The following is a 16,419-nucleotide window of genomic DNA, read 5'->3' on the forward strand; positions in this document are numbered from 1 at the left end:
TCCGAAGCGTAAGAGTTTTAAGGTAGGCGGTTGTGGTGACTGACCGTCGACCTGTGTAGGGGAGTCGCCAAGTTGGTTAAGGCACCGGATTTTGATTCCGGCATGCGAGGGTTCGAGTCCTTCCTCCCCTGCCAAATTTCTGCATTCGTACCAGTCACCCACGCTTAGAACAAGCGCGTTGCCTCCTTCCACCTCCGACGTCTCCACGCTGGGCTCTTCCATGCAGATCGCAGCCACATCCCCGGATTTCATGCTCTTCACGGGCAATGCCAACCCCACCCTGGCGGCGGACATTGCCAAGCATTTGGGCATCAGTCTCGGCGCCGCGACCGTCGGGCGTTTTTCCGACGGCGAAGTCACGGTGGAAATCAACCAGAACGTGCGCGCGCGCGATGTGTTCGTGGTGCAGTCCACCTGCGCGCCGACCAACGACTCCTTGATGGAACTGCTGATCATGGTCGACGCGCTCAAGCGCGCATCGGCCGAGCGCATCAGCGCCGTCATTCCCTATTTCGGTTATGCGCGCCAGGACCGGCGCCCGCGTTCCAGCCGCGTGCCGATCTCGGCCAAGGTCGTGGCCAACCTGCTCCAAACCGTGGGCGTCTCCAGCGTGCTGACCATGGACCTGCACGCCGACCAGATTCAGGGCTTCTTCAACATCCCGGTGGACAATATTTACGCTTCGCCAGTGCTGCTGGGCGACTTGCGCCAGCAGAACTACGAAGACCTGATCGTGGTCAGTCCCGACGTGGGTGGCGTGGTGCGCGCCCGCGCGCTGGCCAAACAGTTGAACTGCGACCTCGCCATCATCGACAAGCGCCGGCCCAAGGCCAACGTCAGCGAAGTGATGAACGTGATCGGGGACATCGAAGGTCGCAATTGCGTCATCATGGACGACATGATCGACACGGCCGGCACGCTGGTGAAGGCGGCTGAGGTGTTGAAGGAGCGGGGCGCGAAAAGCGTCTACGCCTACTGCACGCACCCCATCCTGTCCGGGCCGGCCATTGAGCGCATTTCCAAGAGCGCCGCGCTGGATGAAGTGGTGGTGACCAACACCATTCCACTGGCCGAACTGGCCCGCGCCTGCGACAAGATCCGTCAGCTTTCCGTGGCCCCGCTGTTCGCGGAGACCATCCACCGCATCGCCCGGGGCGAGTCGGTCCTGAGTTTGTTCTCGGAACAGGACGCACCGCTGCTCTGAGCGGCGGTCGACTTGCAACGAGACCAAAAGCCGCCCGCATCGAAAGACGCGGGCATTGTTGAAACCGGAACCACACTGGTCGCGGTGGGTTCCGCAGGAAGTCTTGCATCGCCAAGCTTCCAAAAGGAGTGAACCATGAAATTCGTCGCTTTTGAGCGCGCCAAGCAAGGTACGGGTGCGAGCCGCCGCCTGCGTCACACGGGCCGCACGCCCGGCATCGTCTATGGTGGCACCGTTGAACCCTCGCTGATCGAGGTGGACCACAACGCGCTGTGGCATGCCCTGAAGAAGGAAGCCTTCCACTCGTCCATCCTGGACATGGAAGTGAGCGGCAAGAGCAGCCAGGTATTGCTGCGTGATGTGCAGATGCACCCCTACAAGCCCCTGGTGCTGCACATCGACTTCCAGCGCGTGGACGCCAATACCAAGCTGCACATGAAGGTGCCGCTGCATTACAGCGGCGAGGAAAACTCCCCGGCCATCAAGGACAAGTCCCTGGTGAACCACATCGTCACCGAGCTGGAAATCTCCTGCCTGCCCAAGGACCTGCCCGAGTTCATCGCCGTGGACCTGAGCAAGCTGACCAAGGGCGCCTCGCTGCACCTCAAGGACATCACCCTGCCCAAGGGCGTGACGGCCGTGACCCATGGCAAGACCAACCCGGTGCTGGTCGCCGCGGTGGCGCCTGCCGGTGAGGAAGAAGTGGCTCCCGCCGCTGAAGCCGCGCCCGCGGCCGATGCCAAGGCCGCTGCTCCGGCCAAGACAGCGCCGGCCAAGGCGCCTGCCAAGAAGTAATCACTTCTTGCGCGGCAAGAGTGTTGTGGTCCGGGCGACAACCCGGACCGGGCAACACTCAACCCAACGGCCCGCTTCGGCGGGCCGTTTTCCGTTCCGGCATCGAAGCCCGGCGGACGGACGGCCATCGATAATCCTGCCATGCTCAAACTACTCGTCGGCCTGGGCAACCCCGGCCCTGAATACGAAGCCACACGGCACAATGCCGGTTTCTGGTGGATCGATGCCGTGGCCCGGGAACTCAAGACCAACTTGAGCCTGGAGAGGGGCTACAACGGCCTGATGGCACGCACCACGTACAAGGGGCAAACGCTCTGGCTGCTGGAACCCATGACGTTCATGAACGAATCGGGCAAATCGGTCGCGGCGCTGGCGCGCTTCTTCAAGATCCAGCCCGAGGAAATTCTGGTCGCCCATGACGAAATGGACATCGTGCCCGGCGAAGTCAAGCTCAAGCGCGGTGGCGGCCACGCGGGACACAACGGCTTGCGTAGCTTGCACGCTCATCTTGGCAGCGACGACTACTGGCGCTTGCGCATTGGCGTGGGCCATCCCGGCGTGAAGTCCGAAGTCGTGAACTGGGTGCTCAAGAAGCCATCGCCCGACCACCGCGCCGCCATCGAGGACGCGATGATCCGCACCCTCCAGGCTCTGCCGGATTTGCTCAGCGGCGCCATGGATAAGGCCACCATGCACATCCACACGAGCAAGCCGCCACGGCCGAAACCACCGAAGCCGCACAAATCAGAGGCCCCGGGCACGCCAACAACTCCGGCGACGGTGGACAAGAATCTGGCGGACAGCAAACCCGCAGCCTGAATTTCAGGCGGCTGAAGCTGGCTTTTCCGCCTGCAGCCGCAGGTATTTCTGCATCAGGGTCTCGCGGCTTTCCACATGCTGCGGATCGACGGGGATGCAGGCCACGGGACAGAGCTGCACGCACTGGGGTTGCTCATGGTGGCCCACGCATTCGGTGCAGCGCGCGGGATTGATCTCGTAGATCTGCGGGCCCAGGAAGATCGCCTCGTTCGGGCATTCCGGCTCGCAAACATCGCAGTTGATGCACTCGTCGGTGATCATCAAAGCCATGATGCCTAGCCTCCCGAGGAACGGCGGATCTTCTCCACCAGACGCCGGGCAACGGCGGGATCGACGAATTTCTCGGCCTCGCCACCCAGGGCCGCGATCTCCCGCACCAACGTACTGGAAATGAACTGGTAATTCAGGCCAGGCGTGAGAAACACCGTTTCCACCTCCGGCATCAGCGTGCGGTTCATGCCCGCGAGCTGGAACTCATAGTCAAAGTCGGTCACGGCGCGCAAGCCACGGATCACCACCTTGCCGCCCCGCGCAACGACAAAATCCCGCAGCAGTCCAGTGAAACTCTCGACCGACACATTGGACTGGTCATGCAACACCTCGCGCACCAGATCCATGCGTTCGTCCAGCGTGAACAGGGTTTTTTTGTGGTGGGCTGCCGCCACGCCAACGACGACCCGGTCGAAGAGCTGGGCGGCACGGCGCACCACGTCGCTGTGCCCCAGGGTCAGGGGATCGAAGGTGCCGGGATAGATGGCAATCACTTTGCGGGACATGGCGACAGCGTCTCCAGACTCAAATGCGCCTCAGATGCGCGAACAGCCATTATGAAGCGCGGACACGAAACACCCCGCAGGCTCCTCTGGCTCGCCGCCAGTTCAGGCCGCGCCGAGGTGGGGCACCAAGCCCGTAAGTGGCTGGCCCGCCTTCTGCGCGGCCGTGAAGGTCAGCATGCGATCGATGGGCAGGCGCGCACGGGGAATCAGGACAGGATCGACATGGACTTCGTTCATGCCCGTCTCGAGCACCTGAGCGACGCCAGCCAGGCCATTCATGGCCATCCAGGGACAGTGCGCGCAGCTCTTGCAGGTGGCGCTGTTGCCGGCCGTGGGCGCTTCGATGAAGGTCTTGCCGGGGTTGAGCGTGCGCAGCTTGTGCATCATGCCCTTGTCGGTGGCGACGATGAATTCCTGTGCGTCGAGCTCCTTCGCCGCCTTCAAAATGCCCGAGGTCGAACCCACGGCGTCCGCCAGCGCCACCACGCCACTGGGCGACTCCGGGTGCACCAGCACCTTGGCCTTTGGGTGTTCCCTCTTGAGCTCTTCCAACTCGAAGGCCTTGAACTCGTCGTGCACGATGCAGGCGCCGTTCCACATCAGCATGTCGGCGCCGGTCTCGCGTTGGATGTAGGCCCCCAGGTGGCGATCGGGCGCCCAAAGGATCTTGTGGCCCTGGTCCTTCAGGGCACGCACGATGTCCAGCGCGCAGCTGGAGGTGACCAGCCAGTCCGCCCGCGCCTTCACCGCCGCGCTGGTGTTGGCGTAGACGACCACGGTGCGGTCCGGATGCGCGTCGCAAAAGGCGCTGAACTCGTCCACGGGGCAGCCCAGATCCAGCGAGCAGGTCGCGTCCAGGTCGGGCATCAGGATGGTCTTTTCGGGGCTGAGGATTTTGGCCGTCTCGCCCATGAAACGCACGCCGGAAACCACCAGCGTCTGCGCCGCATGGTCCCGGCCGAAGCGGGCCATTTCCAGTGAATCGCTGACAATGCCACCAGTCTCCTCGGCCAAGTCCTGCAGGTCTGGGTGCACGTAGTAGTGCGACACCATGACGGCGTTTTTTTCCTGGAGCAGGCGTCGAATCTTGTCCTTGAGCGCGACCCGCTCGGCGGGCGCGGGCTCGGCTGGCACGCGGGCCCACGCGTGATGCGTGGAGCACGCCGCGCCTGCGCTCAGGCTTTCGGGTTGCTCGTATTCGACGTCGATGACTGCGCTGTCCATGATTGCTCCATCACTCCAACCGACCGTCACAGGTCCAAGAAGCGCATCGAGAAGTCGACCGCCTTCACGTCTTTGGTCAAGGCGCCGATCGAGATGCGGTCCACACCGGTGGCCGCGATCTCGCGCACCGTGCCCATGTTCACGCCACCGGATACCTCGAGGATCGCCCGACCCGCATTGATGCGCACGGCATCGCGCAGCGTCGGCAGGTCCATATTGTCCAGCAGCACCATGGTCGCACCGGCCTGTAGGGCCTCTTCGAGCTGGGCCAGTGTCTCGACTTCGATCTCGATGAACCGGGCCGCCGCCGCGACGGACGCGGTGGCACGCACCTGGGCCAGGACCTCGGTCACGCCGCCCGCGGCGGCGATGTGGTTTTCCTTGATCAGCACGGCGTCGTACAGGCCGATGCGGTGGTTCCAGCCCCCGCCACAGTGCACCGCGTATTTCTGCGCCAGCCGCAGGCCGGGCAGGGTCTTGCGGGTGTCGACGACGCGGGCGCACACCTTGGCGCTGGTGCCGGACACCTCGGCAATCGCGGCGACGTAGTCCGCGGTGCGGGTGGCCACGGCGCTGAGCAGCTGCAGGAAGTTCAGCACGGTGCGCTCGGCCGTCAGCAGGCCACGCGCGGGCCCCGTCAGCTCCAGCACGGCCTGGTCTGGCTGGCAACGCTGGCCTTCGGCCACCAACCATTTCCATTGCGCGCCGGGCGCTGCCTGCCGCAAGGCAGCCTCAGCCCAGGGCGCGCCGCAGATGATTGCGGCCTCACGCGCGAGGATGCGGGCGCGCGCGATTTTGCCGGCTGGCACCAAGGCAGCGGTCAAGTCACCGGCGCCCACGTCTTCCGCCAGGGCACGTGCCACGTCGGCCTCGGCCAGGCGCCACAGCAGGTCGGCGGTGTAATCGAGCACGGGGGAAGGCGCGGTTAACGCGGACATGGACAACTCCATCAGCGGATTTCAGGACTGGGCTCGCGCTCCATCAGGGCCTGGTCTGGCTGGCAACGCTGGCCTTCGGCCACCAACCATTTCCATTGCGCGCCGGGCGCTGCCTGCCGCAAGGCAGCCTCAGCCCAGGGCGCGCCGCAGATGATTGCGGCCTCACGCGCGAGGATGCGGGCGCGCGCGATTTTGCCGGCTGGCACCAAGGCAGCGGTCAAGTCACCGGCGCCCACGTCTTCCGCCAGGGCACGTGCCACGTCGGCCTCGGCCAGGCGCCACAGCAGGTCGGCGGTGTAATCGAGCACGGGGGAAGGCGCGGTTAACGCGGACATGGACAACTCCATCAGCGGATTTCAGGACTGGGCTCGCGCTCCATCAGGGCCTGGTCTGGCTGGCAACGCTGGCCTTCGGCCACCAACCATTTCCATTGCGCGCCGGGCGCTGCCTGCCGCAAGGCAGCCTCAGCCCAGGGCGCGCCGCAGATGATTGCGGCCTCACGCGCGAGGATGCGGGCGCGCGCGATTTTGCCGGCTGGCACCAAGGCAGCGGTCAAGTCACCGGCGCCCACGTCTTCCGCCAGGGCACGTGCCACGTCGGCCTCGGCCAGGCGCCACAGCAGGTCGGCGGTGTAATCGAGCACGGGGGAAGGCGCGGTTAACGCGGACATGGACAACTCCATCAGCGGATTTCAGGACTGGGCTCGCGCTCCATCAGGGCCTGCACGGCCTGCTGCGGCTGCATCTCACCATCCAGCAGAGCCACGACGGCCTCGGTGACGGGCATGTCCACGCCCAGGTGCCGCGCCCTTTGCGCGACCGTGCGGGCGCAGTAGACGCCTTCGGCCACATGGCCAAGCGAGGTCACGGCCTCGTCCAGGGTCTTGCCCTGGGCCAGCAGCAACCCCACCTTGCGGTTGCGGCTGAGGTCGCCGGTGGCGGTCAGCACCAAGTCTCCCAAGCCAGACAGGCCCATGAAGGTCTCGGCGCGCGCGCCCAGGGCAAGACCGAAACGCATCATCTCGGCCAGGCCGCGGGTGATCAGCGCGGCACGGGCATTCAGACCCAGGCTCAGTCCGTCACACAGGCCAGTGGCGATGGCCAGGATGTTCTTGACGGCGCCGCCCACCTCCACACCGACCAGGTCGTCGTTTTCATAGACCCGCAGGCGCGGGCTGTGGAAGGCCTGTACCAGGCGTTCGCGCACCAAGGCATGGGCACTGGCCGCGACCAGGGCCGTGGGCTGTCCCTGGGCGACTTCCTGCGCGAAGCTGGGACCGCTCAGCACACCGGCTTGCAGTCCCGGCGCGACCTGCGCCTGCACCTCATGGGCCATCAGCCCCACGGGCTGTGCCTGCCCTGCCTCGCCATCGGTGCTAGCCCCGGGCCGGGGCAGGCTGCGCTCCAAGCCCTTGCAGATCCAGGCGACGGGCACTCGGCAATTCCGCAACTCTTGCAGCAGACCACGCAGGCCGGCCATGGGCGCGCCCAGGATGACCAAATCCTGTTCCGTGCAGAAGTTCACGACCTCGGCGCCATCCACGATCTTCAGATCACCCGGCAAGGGCAGGCCCGGCAGGTAGCGCGCATTGACACGGTCGGCGCGCATGGCACGCGCTTGCGCAGCGTCGCGCGCCCAAAGGGTAACCCGATGGGCCTGACGCGGGTTGTCGCTGGCGCTGACGGCCAGCGCCGTGCCCCATGCGCCAGCGCCCAGGACCAGGATGTTCATGCGGGGGCGCTCGGCCTGGCGTTACTGAATCTGTTGTCCCGCGGCGCCATTCGTCGCCCCGCCGGCCACTTGTTGCTGCTCATACAAGGCCTGGAAGTTGATTTCCTGCAGGTGCACGGGCGGAAAGCCCGCGCGCTGGACCAAGTCCGCCATATTGCCGCGCAGGTAGGGGAAGACGATCTGGGGGCAAACCACGCCCAGCACGGGTCCCATCTGGGTCGACGGCACGTTGCGAATCTCGAAGATGCCGGCCTGCTTGGCTTCCACCAGAAACACTGTCTTGTCTGCGATCTTGGTGGTGACAGTGGCGGTCACGCTGACCTCGAACACCCCATCGGCCACGGGCTCGCCCGCGACATTGAGCTGGATGTCAACCGACGGCTGCTCGTTCTGCAGAAAGATGGCCGGGGAATTGGGTTGTTCCAGCGAGGCCTCCTTGAGGTAGACACGCTGAATCTGGAAGACAGGTTGTTGTTCGGCCATGATGGTCTCGGTTGTCTCTTGGAATGTGAACTGTGAGGTACGAACCCGCCCGGCGGCAATCGCCAGACAGGTCGAAATGGGTCACGCGCGCCGCCGTGTGCGTGTCAGGCGGGAGTATGACCGAGCAGGGGCAGCAAACCGCCCTGCGCATCCAGCGCCATCAGGTCATCGCAGCCCCCGACGTGCGTCTGGCCGATGAAAATCTGCGGCACCGTGCGGCGACCGGTGATGGCCATCATCTGGTCACGCTGCGCCGGATCGGCATCGATGCGAACTTCCTCGATTTGCTCCACGCCCCGGGCCTTGAGCAATTGCTTGGCGCGAATGCAATAAGGACAAACCGCCGTGGTGTACATCTTGACGTGCTGCATGGTTCAACCCTTGGCAGTTTTGCCATCCTGGGCCTTGCCGGAGGAGGCGACGGGCAGATTGGCGGCGCGCCAACCCTTCATCCCACCGGACAGGGCGATGGCGCGCTCATAGCCGAGGCCTTTGGCCGTTCGGGCTGCCGCAACCGCGCGCGAACCGCTGGCACACATGAAGATCACCGGCACCGCCTTGTTCTTCACCGTCTGCGGCAGTTGCTCGCTCAGTTGCGCCAGGGGCACGCTTTTGGCGCCATTGGCATGCGCCGCCGCGTATTCGTCGGCGCTGCTCACGTCGACGAGCACCGCTTTTTCACGGTTGATCAGTTGCACGGCGGCCGCGGGCGTGAGAGCGCCAGCCCCGCTCAGGGCGGGACGCAGCAGCAGGAGGCCGGAGACGAGGACCACAAGAATCAGGGCCCAGTTATGAAGAATGAAATCCACGGAAATCCTTGCACCGGTTCTAGAAAGAAGGAGATTTTAAAATGGCGGGCTTACCCCCGCGAAAAACGCCTTCCTTACCCTTATACAAGCGACATGTACAAACTCGTGCTCATCCGCCACGGTGAATCAACCTGGAACCTGGAAAACCGCTTCACCGGCTGGACGGATGTGGATCTCACCCCCACCGGCGTGGCCCAGGCCATGGCTGCGGGCCAGCTGCTGAAGGCCGAAGGCTATGACTTCGACGTGGCCTACACCAGCGTGCTCCAGCGCGCCATCCACACCCTCTGGCATGTGCTGGACGGCTTAGACCGCGCCTGGCTGCCCGTGGTCAAGCACTGGCGCCTGAACGAGCGTCATTACGGCGCGCTCCAAGGACTGAACAAGGCCGACATGACCCGGCAGTACGGCGAAGCCCAGGTCCTGGTCTGGCGCCGCAGCTACGACACGCCGCCACCGGCACTGGAAGCCACCGATCCGCGCAGCGAACGCGGCGATCGGCGTTACGCCCAGCTGGCGCAAGCCGAGATTCCGCTGACCGAATGCCTGAAGGACACCGTGGCACGGGTCATCCCGTTCTGGAACGACAGCATGGCCCCGCCATCAAGGCGGGCAAGCGCCTGGTCGTGGCCGCGCATGGCAATTCCATCCGGGCCCTGCTCAAGCATCTGGACGGGATTTCTGACGCGGACATCGTGGGCCTGAACATTCCCAACGGGATTCCACTGGTCTACGAGTTGGACGCGGACCTGCGACCCATCCGCCATTACTACCTGGGTGACGCGGAAGCAGCGGCCAAGGCAGCGGCGGCCGTGGCGCGGCAAGGCACCTGAGCGAGGTGCCCTGCCCCGTTCAGGAAGTTACCAAGTCCATGTCCCCGGCCAGACCCAAGAAAGCCGCGAGCGTGTATATTGGCTACGGATTCCATCCGCCACGTGCGGGTGGAAAAAACAACTCTTAGGCCTCTTCATTCGAGCCTCCTTATTCCTCGGGCAAATACCATGGGGCAAAAACTGAAAATTGCAGGCTGGGTTTCGCTGGGCGTGCTCGCGGGCGCGCTCACCACGGTGTCGCTGCAGACTGTCGCGCGCAACGCGGCGGCACCACTGCCACTGGAAGAACTGCAGCAGCTGGCCGCTGTATTCAGCCTGATCAAGACCGATTACGTCGAACCGGTCGATGAAAAGAAACTCATCACGGACGCGATCTCGGGCATGGTGTCCAGCCTGGACCCGCATTCCCAGTACTTCGACAAGAAGAGCTATAAGGAATTCCGCGAAGGCACCTCGGGCCGTTTCGTGGGCGTGGGCATCGAGATCACGCAAGAAGACGGACTGGTCAAGATCGTCTCGCCCATCGAGGGTTCCCCTGCCGATCGCGCCGGACTCAAGACCAATGACCTGATCACCCGCATCGACGACACCGCCGTCAAGGGCCTGACGCTGAACGAAGCCGTCAAGCGCATGCGCGGCGAGCCCAACACCAAGGTCATCCTGACCATCTTCCGCAAGGATGAGAACCGGTCCTTCCCGGTGACCATCGTGCGCGAGGAGATCAAGACCCAGTCCGTCAAGGGCAAGGTGATCGAGCCGGGTTACGCCTGGGTGCGCCTGTCCCAGTTCCAGGAACGGACGGTCGAGGATTTCGTCAGGAAGATTGGCGACATCTACAAGCAGGAGCCCAATCTCAAGGGTCTGGTGCTGGACCTGCGCAACGATCCTGGGGGCCTGCTGGACGCGGCTGTCGCGATTTCCGCGGCCTTCCTGCCCGAGAACGTGACCGTGGTGTCCACCGATGGCCAGTTGGCGGAGAGCAAGTACACCTTCAAGGCCTCGCCCGAACATTACCTGCGCCGCAGCGGGGCAGATCCGCTCAAGCGCCTGCCGGCGACCCTCAAGAAGGTCCCGCTGGTGGTGCTGGTCAACGAAGGTTCCGCCTCGGCCAGCGAGATTGTGGCCGGGGCCCTGCAGGACCACAAGCGCGCCACCCTCATGGGTAGCCAGACCTTTGGCAAGGGCTCGGTCCAGACCGTGCGCCCACTGGGACCGGATACCGGACTGAAGATCACCACCGCGCGTTATTACACCCCCTCGGGTCGCTCGATCCAGGCCAAGGGCATCCTGCCCGAGATACTGGTGGACGAAACCCCGGAAGGGGATCTGTTCGCCGCCCTGCGTACCCGTGAGGCCGACCTGGACAAGCATTTGTCCAACGGCGACGGCAAGGAGGAAAAACGCCAGCAGGACGAGCGCTCCAAGGCGCGCGACGCAGCCATGAAGCGCCTCGAGGAAGAAGCCAAGAAGCCGCCGTCCGAGCGCAAGCTGCCCGAATACGGTAGTTCGGAAGACTTCCAGCTCATGCAGGCGCTGAACCAGCTCAAGGGCCGGCCGGTGATGGTCAGCAAGACGCTGGCCGAACGCAAGGAAGAGCCGAAAGAAAACTGAATCGGCTCAGTCCATGACCGATGACGAGTTGCTGCGGTATTCGCGGCATATCCTGCTGGACGAGATCGGCATCGAAGGCCAGCAGCGCATTCTGGACGGCAAAGTTCTGCTGATCGGCGCGGGAGGACTGGGGTCACCCGCCGCGCTCTACCTGGCCGCGGCGGGCGTTGGCGCCGGCACCGGACAGATCACCCTGGTGGATCCGGACACGGTGGACCTGACCAATCTGCAGCGGCAGATTGCCCACAGCACCGCGCGCGTGGGCATGCCCAAAGTGGCCTCCGCCGAAGACGCCATCACCGCGCTGAATCCCGCCGTAAGGGTACGGGCCATCGCTCGGCGCGCCGACGCCGAGTTGCTGGCATCCCTGGTGGCCGAGACCGACGTGGTGCTCGATTGCAGCGACAACTACGCCACCAGGCAAGCCGTGAACGCCGCCTGCGTGCAAGCCGTCAAGCCCCTGGTTTCGGGTGCCGTGATCCGTTTTGACGGACAGGTCGCCGTCTATGACCCGCGACAGGAAGAATCCCCCTGTTACGCCTGTCTGTTCGACCCGCGCGAGGCATTCGAAGAAGCGATGTGCTCCACGATGGGTGTCTTCGCGCCCCTGGTCGGCGTGATCGGCGCCACGCAGGCCGCGGAAGCGCTGCGCTTGCTCATGGCCTCGGCAGATGGCGCCAAGCACTCATTGCCCACCTCACCTCTGACCGGCCGCCTGCTGATGCTTGATGGCCTGCGCATGCGCTGGAACGAAGTTCAGGTGCCTCGCAACCCCGCCTGCCCGGTGTGTGGTCGTCCCCACGGGTGAACCTCGCCGATCAACCTGAGCAGGCACCCCTCACCGCAGCAGGATGCAAGCCGCTGAAAGCCCGATTTGCAGGCTTTACCCCACGGTATTCCCGCGCCAGCCGCCCACGGGGTCGATAGACTTTACCTTTCCTTACAGTCCCCCAACCCCGTCCTGTCATTTTGCTGGTGTCCACATTCCGAGCGCCTCCGGCGTCCCCCGCCCCGTCCTCCAAACCCTCGCCCCGGTCCGTTCAAGGCCAAGGGGCGGGACGGGTATTGGCCGTCACCAGTGGCAAGGGCGGCGTGGGCAAGACTTTCGTTTCCGCCAATCTGGCCGCCGCGCTGGCACGGCGCGGCCTGCGTGTGCTGGTGCTGGATGCCGACCTGGGCTTAGCCAATCTGGACGTGGTGCTCAACCTCTACGCCCGCATCACCCTGCACGATGTACTGACCGGCAAGGCTAAACTTGAACAGGCCATCGTCCCCGCGCCGGGCGGATTCTCGGTTTTGATGGGTGGCTCGGGCATGGCGGAGTACGCCCGGCTCACACCGGACATGCGTGACAAGTTCACGCAGGTGCTGAACACGCTGACGCCCCGGTACGACGTGGTGCTGCTGGACACCGGCGCGGGCATTTCCGACGCTGTGTTGTTTGCGATCTCGCTCGCCTCCGAAGTGCTGCTGGTCGCCACCCCGGAACCGACGTCCTTGACCGATGCCTATGCCACCATCAAGGTGCTGGTCAATCAGCAGCGCCGTCCCCGCATCCACATGATCGTCAACCAGGCCAGCCGCCCCGGGGACGGTCGCGCAATCACCATGCAATTGCAGCAGGTTGTGGAACGTTTTGTCGTGCCCGAAGGCGCGGAAGGTGCCGAGGGTGCCTCGCATGCGGGAGAAGCCGGTCGCCTGATCCACCTGGGAGACATCCCCAGCGATCCGGCCGTGCGTCAGGCGGTGATGCGTCGCCAATTGCTGATGCAGGCCATGCCCGGCGCCCCAGCCGCCCTGGCCATGGTTCAGGTGGCCAGCAAGCTGCAAGACACCGCCCTGCGTCCCGGCACAGGGGATTGACCCATTCATCGTCGCAGCCGCCAGGCCCGCACCTGGGTGCTCCCTGGATCTGCACCGACTCACCAGGGCGAATCCTCGCCCCCGTCGTCATCTTCTTCCAGGACGCCGCCCACCACGGCAGCATCCATGGCTTTCACATGCCCGCCCGACGCAAACCAGCGGTAGACGGCGGGACGCGCCCGCAAAAGCGCCTTGGGATCGGCATGGAACAAGGCAAAGGATTCGGCGAAGGACTCCTGGACGGATTCTCGACCGTAGTCCGTCGGCGGAGGCAGACCGGCCAGCGCGCGCGCATAGGCCGCGATGACTGGCCCGGGGCCCCTCAGGCGCTCGGCCTCGGCGATCAATTCATCGTAACGACGCACCAATTCGTCGTGCCGCCGGATGAGCGCGTTGTAGCGAGCCGGCTGGTCTCGCAAGCGCCATGCATCACTGCGGTACTTCTCGGCGGCGACGCGGTGACTTTCGGCAACGCACAGCGCGCGCCGCGCAGGTGCGCGCTCCACGGCATGGCCAATTTCATGGAGCAGGGGAAACAGCACGGCGTCACGCGGGGCGGCGACGTCACCCACGAAGAGATACCGGTTGAACCTCGCGCCCGCCGGATACAGCGTGATCCGCGCCAGGCAACCATCCAGCTCATACCGCGCGGCCTTGTCACGCCCCAGATCGCGCTGGCTGCGCTCGAAGCGCACCGTGCGAAGGACGGTCAGTTCCTCGGGCAGCAGCAGCGCGAGTGACTCGGTCAGAGACTGGCGCTCCGCCTCGCTCCAGTCTCCCCGGAAATTGCGCTCCAGCCCGAAACGCTCGCGGATCTTCGATTCCGTGAGCGCCGCCTCGCGAGGTGCGTCGCCACGCGACGACAGGACGCGCAGGCTGTCGTTCTGGCCGATTAGCACCGACACGGGCGACGAACCCTGGCCCACGACGTGGATGCGCATGTCGTACTCGCCGCCTGTACGTCCAAGCAAAACGGCCGCCCACAAGGCGCCTATCTCGGCCGTGGGCAACAGCGGCAAGGTCGCCGCGTTCAGCGCCATTTCCTTGCCATCGGCGTCCACCCAGACGGCACGGCGACCATCAAGGCGTCGGAGAATCTCATCCGGCAAGGCGCGCACCTGCTTTTCCGGCAGGGGCTCATGCCGCAGCTCCGTTCTGTCGTAGAAAAGTTGCGGTGTTCCACAACCGCCGAGCAGCAACGCGACCGCCAGAAGCGGGAGAACGGCCTTGACGGGGAATCTCAAGCGCCGCCCCAGGTCGTGCCGCCTACCTCTGACGCGGGATCAGGGACAGGAACTCCTGCCGCAGGACCGCGTCCTTGAGGAACACGCCGCGCATCACGGAATTGAGCATCTTGCTGTCCATGTCACGCACGCCACGCCAGGACATGCAGTAGTGGTTGGCCTCCATCACCAGCGCCAGGCCATCGGGCCGGGTCTTCTTCATGATCAGGTCGGCCAGCTGCACCACGGCTTCTTCCTGGATCTGCGGGCGACTCATCACCCATTCCGCCAAACGTGCGTACTTCGAAAGACCGATCACGTTGGTGGCCTGGTTCGGCATGACACCGATCCAGAGCCGGCCGATCACCGGCACGAAATGATGGCTGCAGGCGCTGCGCACGGTGATGGGGCCGACGATCATCAGTTCGTTCAGATGCTCGGCGTTGGGGAACTCCGTGATACGGGGCGAGGGTAAGTACCGCCCCTTGAACACTTCGTTCAGGTACATCTTGGCCACGCGGCGAGCCGTGCTCCCCGTATTGTGGTCGTTCCCCGTGTCGATCACGAGGCTGTCGAGCACCCCCTGCATCTTGCTCTCGACCTCGTCGAGCAGGGCCTCCAGCTCACCGGGCTGAATGAAATCGGCGATGTTGTCGTTGGCGTTGAATCGCTGCTTGGCCGCCTTCACACGCTCACGGATCTTGACGGACACCGGCACGCCTTCGTCGGCACCTGCGAGGGTGGTGGACAAGGCTGCAGAAATGAGGGAGGAAGTCATGGGAATATCGTAACAGGGGCTTAATACCTCTGCCCGAGCACGAACAAAGCCAACCGGACCGCGCCGAGAGCGAGTCTGTCAAGGAAACGCTGACGCCAGGGGCGACGCGCGAAATCGGCGGCCGCGACCACGCTTCCCCCGCTGCGCATGGCCTCCAGCAGGCGGTCGCGCAGATCGTTGGCGAAGGTCGCATCCTCGACCACCACATTGGCTTCGCGCGCCAACAAGAGGCTCAGCGGATCCAGGTTGGACGAGCCCACGGTGGCCCAGGGTTTCGCGCCGGGCAGCCGGCTCTCAGCGTCAATCACCGCCACCTTGGCATGCAGAAAACTGGCCGAATATTCGTGAATTTCCACGCCCGCCGCCAACAGCGCCCCATAGACCGTGCGCACTGCGTGATACTGCATGAAGTATTCATACCGCCCCTGCAGCAGCAGGCGCACGCGCACCCCACGCCGGACCGCCTCGATCAGCGCTTGCCGCAACTTGCGACCGGGCAGGAAATAGGCGTTGGCGATGATGATCTCCTCGCGCGCCGCGCCGATCGCCTTGCGGTAGGCACGCTCGATGTGCCTGCGGTGCAGCAGGTTGTCACGCAGCACCAGGGCCGCACGCGCGGAACCGGTCGCCTCCCCTGGCTGCAGCGCCCCCGATCCGATCAGGCGAGCGGCAGGTTCTCCCGTCTCCGCATGCCGCGTCAGATGCCGGCTGTTGCGCGCGTCGCGCAGCCAGTCCTGGGGCTGCAGACGACGCCAGATCTGCGTCATCGCCTCATGCGCCACGGCCACCAAGGGGCCTTGCACACGCACCGCGAAATCGAAGCGCGGGGCTTTCAACGGGCCATGGTTGGGGTCGATCCGATCGTCCAGCACATTGATGCCACCGCAGAAGGCGATCTCGCCGTCAATCAGGCAGAGCTTACGGTGCAGGCGCCGCCAGCGGCTCGGTCGAAGCAAGGACAACCAGCGCAACCAGGCCCCGCCGGGCTTGTAGAGACGCCAGCGCACGCCGGCGGTGTTCAGACGCTGCACCCAAGCCGCCGGCAGCTGCGGCGTTCCGACCCCGTCAGCCAACAGCCAGACGGACACGCCCCGCTCGGCGGCGCGCACCAGGGCCTCCACGATCAGGTGCGCGGCCTCGTCGCTCCAGAATATGTAGGTTTCGAGCCGGATTTCGCGCCGCGCACCGTCCATGGCCCTCACCATGGCGGGAAACAGCTCGCCCCCCCTTGCAGCAAATGCACCTGATGCCCGGGACGCAGACTCACCGTCCGCGCCGCGCGCCGCACCATGCGGCGCAAGGCGCGCTGTGTCGCGCGGCGGCGGACGGCCC

General features: G+C 64.9%; 19 protein-coding genes, 1 tRNA gene and 1 pseudogene. 8 read left to right on the top strand and 13 right to left on the bottom strand.

Features of this window, described 5'->3' with window-relative positions; genetic code table 11:
* Positions 1-57 precede the first annotated feature (57 nt).
* The 4 genes from DW355_RS00595 to pth all read left to right on the top strand — a co-directional run bounded on the left by DW355_RS00595 (position 58) and on the right by pth (position 2,818).
* Positions 58-134: transfer RNA gene (locus DW355_RS00595), tRNA-Gln, on the top strand.
* Between the two features lie 92 nt (positions 135-226).
* Positions 227-1,204, top strand: a complete 978-nt coding sequence (locus DW355_RS00600) for a ribose-phosphate pyrophosphokinase (protein WP_131282106.1) — start codon at positions 227-229, stop codon at positions 1,202-1,204.
* A 135-nt stretch (positions 1,205-1,339) separates the two neighbouring features.
* Positions 1,340-1,999 carry a 50S ribosomal protein L25/general stress protein Ctc gene (locus DW355_RS00605; protein WP_131276970.1) on the top strand — a complete coding sequence of 220 codons (660 nt, stop codon included), beginning with the start codon at positions 1,340-1,342 and terminating at the stop codon, positions 1,997-1,999.
* Between the two features lie 141 nt (positions 2,000-2,140).
* Entirely contained in the window at positions 2,141-2,818 is a 678-nt protein-coding gene (gene pth / locus DW355_RS00610) for an aminoacyl-tRNA hydrolase (protein WP_131276973.1), read from the top strand.
* Between the two features lie 3 nt (positions 2,819-2,821).
* On the opposite strand, the gene DW355_RS00615 is transcribed toward pth, so the two are convergent.
* The 10 genes from DW355_RS00615 to DW355_RS00660 form a co-directional block, all read right to left on the bottom strand.
* The gene (locus tag DW355_RS00615; protein WP_131276976.1) at positions 2,822-3,088 is read right to left on the bottom strand and encodes a YfhL family 4Fe-4S dicluster ferredoxin; all 267 of its coding nucleotides are present in this window, start codon (positions 3,086-3,088) and stop codon (positions 2,822-2,824) included.
* Between the two features lie 5 nt (positions 3,089-3,093).
* The gene (coaD, locus tag DW355_RS00620) at positions 3,094-3,594 is read right to left on the bottom strand and encodes a pantetheine-phosphate adenylyltransferase (RefSeq protein ID WP_131276979.1); all 501 of its coding nucleotides are present in this window, start codon (positions 3,592-3,594) and stop codon (positions 3,094-3,096) included.
* Positions 3,595-3,696: 102 nt separating this feature from the next.
* Entirely contained in the window at positions 3,697-4,818 is a 1,122-nt protein-coding gene (nadA, locus tag DW355_RS00625; RefSeq protein WP_207388053.1) for a quinolinate synthase NadA, read from the bottom strand.
* Positions 4,819-4,844: 26 nt separating this feature from the next.
* Positions 4,845-5,756, bottom strand: a complete 912-nt coding sequence (gene nadC, locus DW355_RS00630; RefSeq protein ID WP_131276982.1) for a carboxylating nicotinate-nucleotide diphosphorylase — start codon at positions 5,754-5,756, stop codon at positions 4,845-4,847.
* Positions 5,757-5,767: 11 nt separating this feature from the next.
* Positions 5,768-6,091: a hypothetical protein gene (locus DW355_RS00635; RefSeq protein ID WP_431733197.1), complete on the bottom strand. Its 324-nt coding sequence runs from the start codon at positions 6,089-6,091 to the stop codon at positions 5,768-5,770.
* 11 nt (positions 6,092-6,102) lie between these two features.
* Positions 6,103-6,426 (bottom strand): hypothetical protein, encoded by a 324-nt coding sequence (locus DW355_RS00640; protein ID WP_431733197.1) that lies wholly within the window; start codon positions 6,424-6,426, stop codon positions 6,103-6,105.
* Between the two features lie 11 nt (positions 6,427-6,437).
* Positions 6,438-7,487, bottom strand: coding sequence for an NAD(P)H-dependent glycerol-3-phosphate dehydrogenase (locus DW355_RS00645; RefSeq protein ID WP_131276985.1), 1,050 nt, complete (start codon positions 7,485-7,487; stop codon positions 6,438-6,440).
* A 21-nt stretch (positions 7,488-7,508) separates the two neighbouring features.
* Positions 7,509-7,970, bottom strand: coding sequence for a protein-export chaperone SecB (gene secB, locus DW355_RS00650; protein ID WP_131276988.1), 462 nt, complete (start codon positions 7,968-7,970; stop codon positions 7,509-7,511).
* A 104-nt stretch (positions 7,971-8,074) separates the two neighbouring features.
* On the bottom strand, positions 8,075-8,341 hold the full coding sequence (grxC, locus tag DW355_RS00655) for a glutaredoxin 3 (RefSeq protein ID WP_131276991.1): 267 nt from the start codon (positions 8,339-8,341) through the stop codon (positions 8,075-8,077).
* Between the two features lie 3 nt (positions 8,342-8,344).
* Positions 8,345-8,779: a rhodanese-like domain-containing protein gene (locus DW355_RS00660; protein WP_131276993.1), complete on the bottom strand. Its 435-nt coding sequence runs from the start codon at positions 8,777-8,779 to the stop codon at positions 8,345-8,347.
* Positions 8,780-8,872: 93 nt separating this feature from the next.
* Here DW355_RS00660 and gpmA point away from each other — a divergent pair.
* From gpmA to DW355_RS00680, 4 genes and pseudogenes are all read left to right on the top strand, one after another.
* Positions 8,873-9,612, top strand: a pseudogene (gene gpmA, locus DW355_RS00665) (2,3-diphosphoglycerate-dependent phosphoglycerate mutase).
* 168 nt (positions 9,613-9,780) lie between these two features.
* Positions 9,781-11,223, top strand: coding sequence for a S41 family peptidase (locus DW355_RS00670; RefSeq protein ID WP_131276996.1), 1,443 nt, complete (start codon positions 9,781-9,783; stop codon positions 11,221-11,223).
* Positions 11,224-11,236: 13 nt separating this feature from the next.
* Positions 11,237-12,031: a HesA/MoeB/ThiF family protein gene (locus tag DW355_RS00675; RefSeq protein ID WP_131276999.1), complete on the top strand. Its 795-nt coding sequence runs from the start codon at positions 11,237-11,239 to the stop codon at positions 12,029-12,031.
* A 167-nt stretch (positions 12,032-12,198) separates the two neighbouring features.
* The gene (locus tag DW355_RS00680; protein ID WP_431733198.1) at positions 12,199-13,086 is read left to right on the top strand and encodes a MinD/ParA family protein; all 888 of its coding nucleotides are present in this window, start codon (positions 12,199-12,201) and stop codon (positions 13,084-13,086) included.
* Positions 13,087-13,145: 59 nt separating this feature from the next.
* On the opposite strand, the gene DW355_RS00685 is transcribed toward DW355_RS00680, so the two are convergent.
* Genes DW355_RS00685 through clsB form a run of 3 tightly spaced genes read right to left on the bottom strand, consistent with a single transcriptional unit; the run spans position 13,146 to position 16,292 of the window.
* Complete coding sequence (locus DW355_RS00685; protein ID WP_131277004.1) at positions 13,146-14,330, bottom strand: hypothetical protein; 1,185 nt, start codon at positions 14,328-14,330, stop codon at positions 13,146-13,148.
* Between the two features lie 22 nt (positions 14,331-14,352).
* The gene (gene folE, locus DW355_RS00690) at positions 14,353-15,087 is read right to left on the bottom strand and encodes a GTP cyclohydrolase I (RefSeq protein WP_131277006.1); all 735 of its coding nucleotides are present in this window, start codon (positions 15,085-15,087) and stop codon (positions 14,353-14,355) included.
* Positions 15,088-15,107: 20 nt separating this feature from the next.
* Positions 15,108-16,292: a cardiolipin synthase ClsB gene (clsB, locus tag DW355_RS00695; protein WP_431733199.1), complete on the bottom strand. Its 1,185-nt coding sequence runs from the start codon at positions 16,290-16,292 to the stop codon at positions 15,108-15,110.
* Between the last annotated feature and the right edge of the window lie 127 nt (positions 16,293-16,419).

The organism is Hylemonella gracilis (assembly GCF_004328645.1).
GTDB classification, from domain to species: Bacteria; Pseudomonadota; Gammaproteobacteria; order Burkholderiales; family Burkholderiaceae_C; genus Hylemonella; species Hylemonella gracilis_B.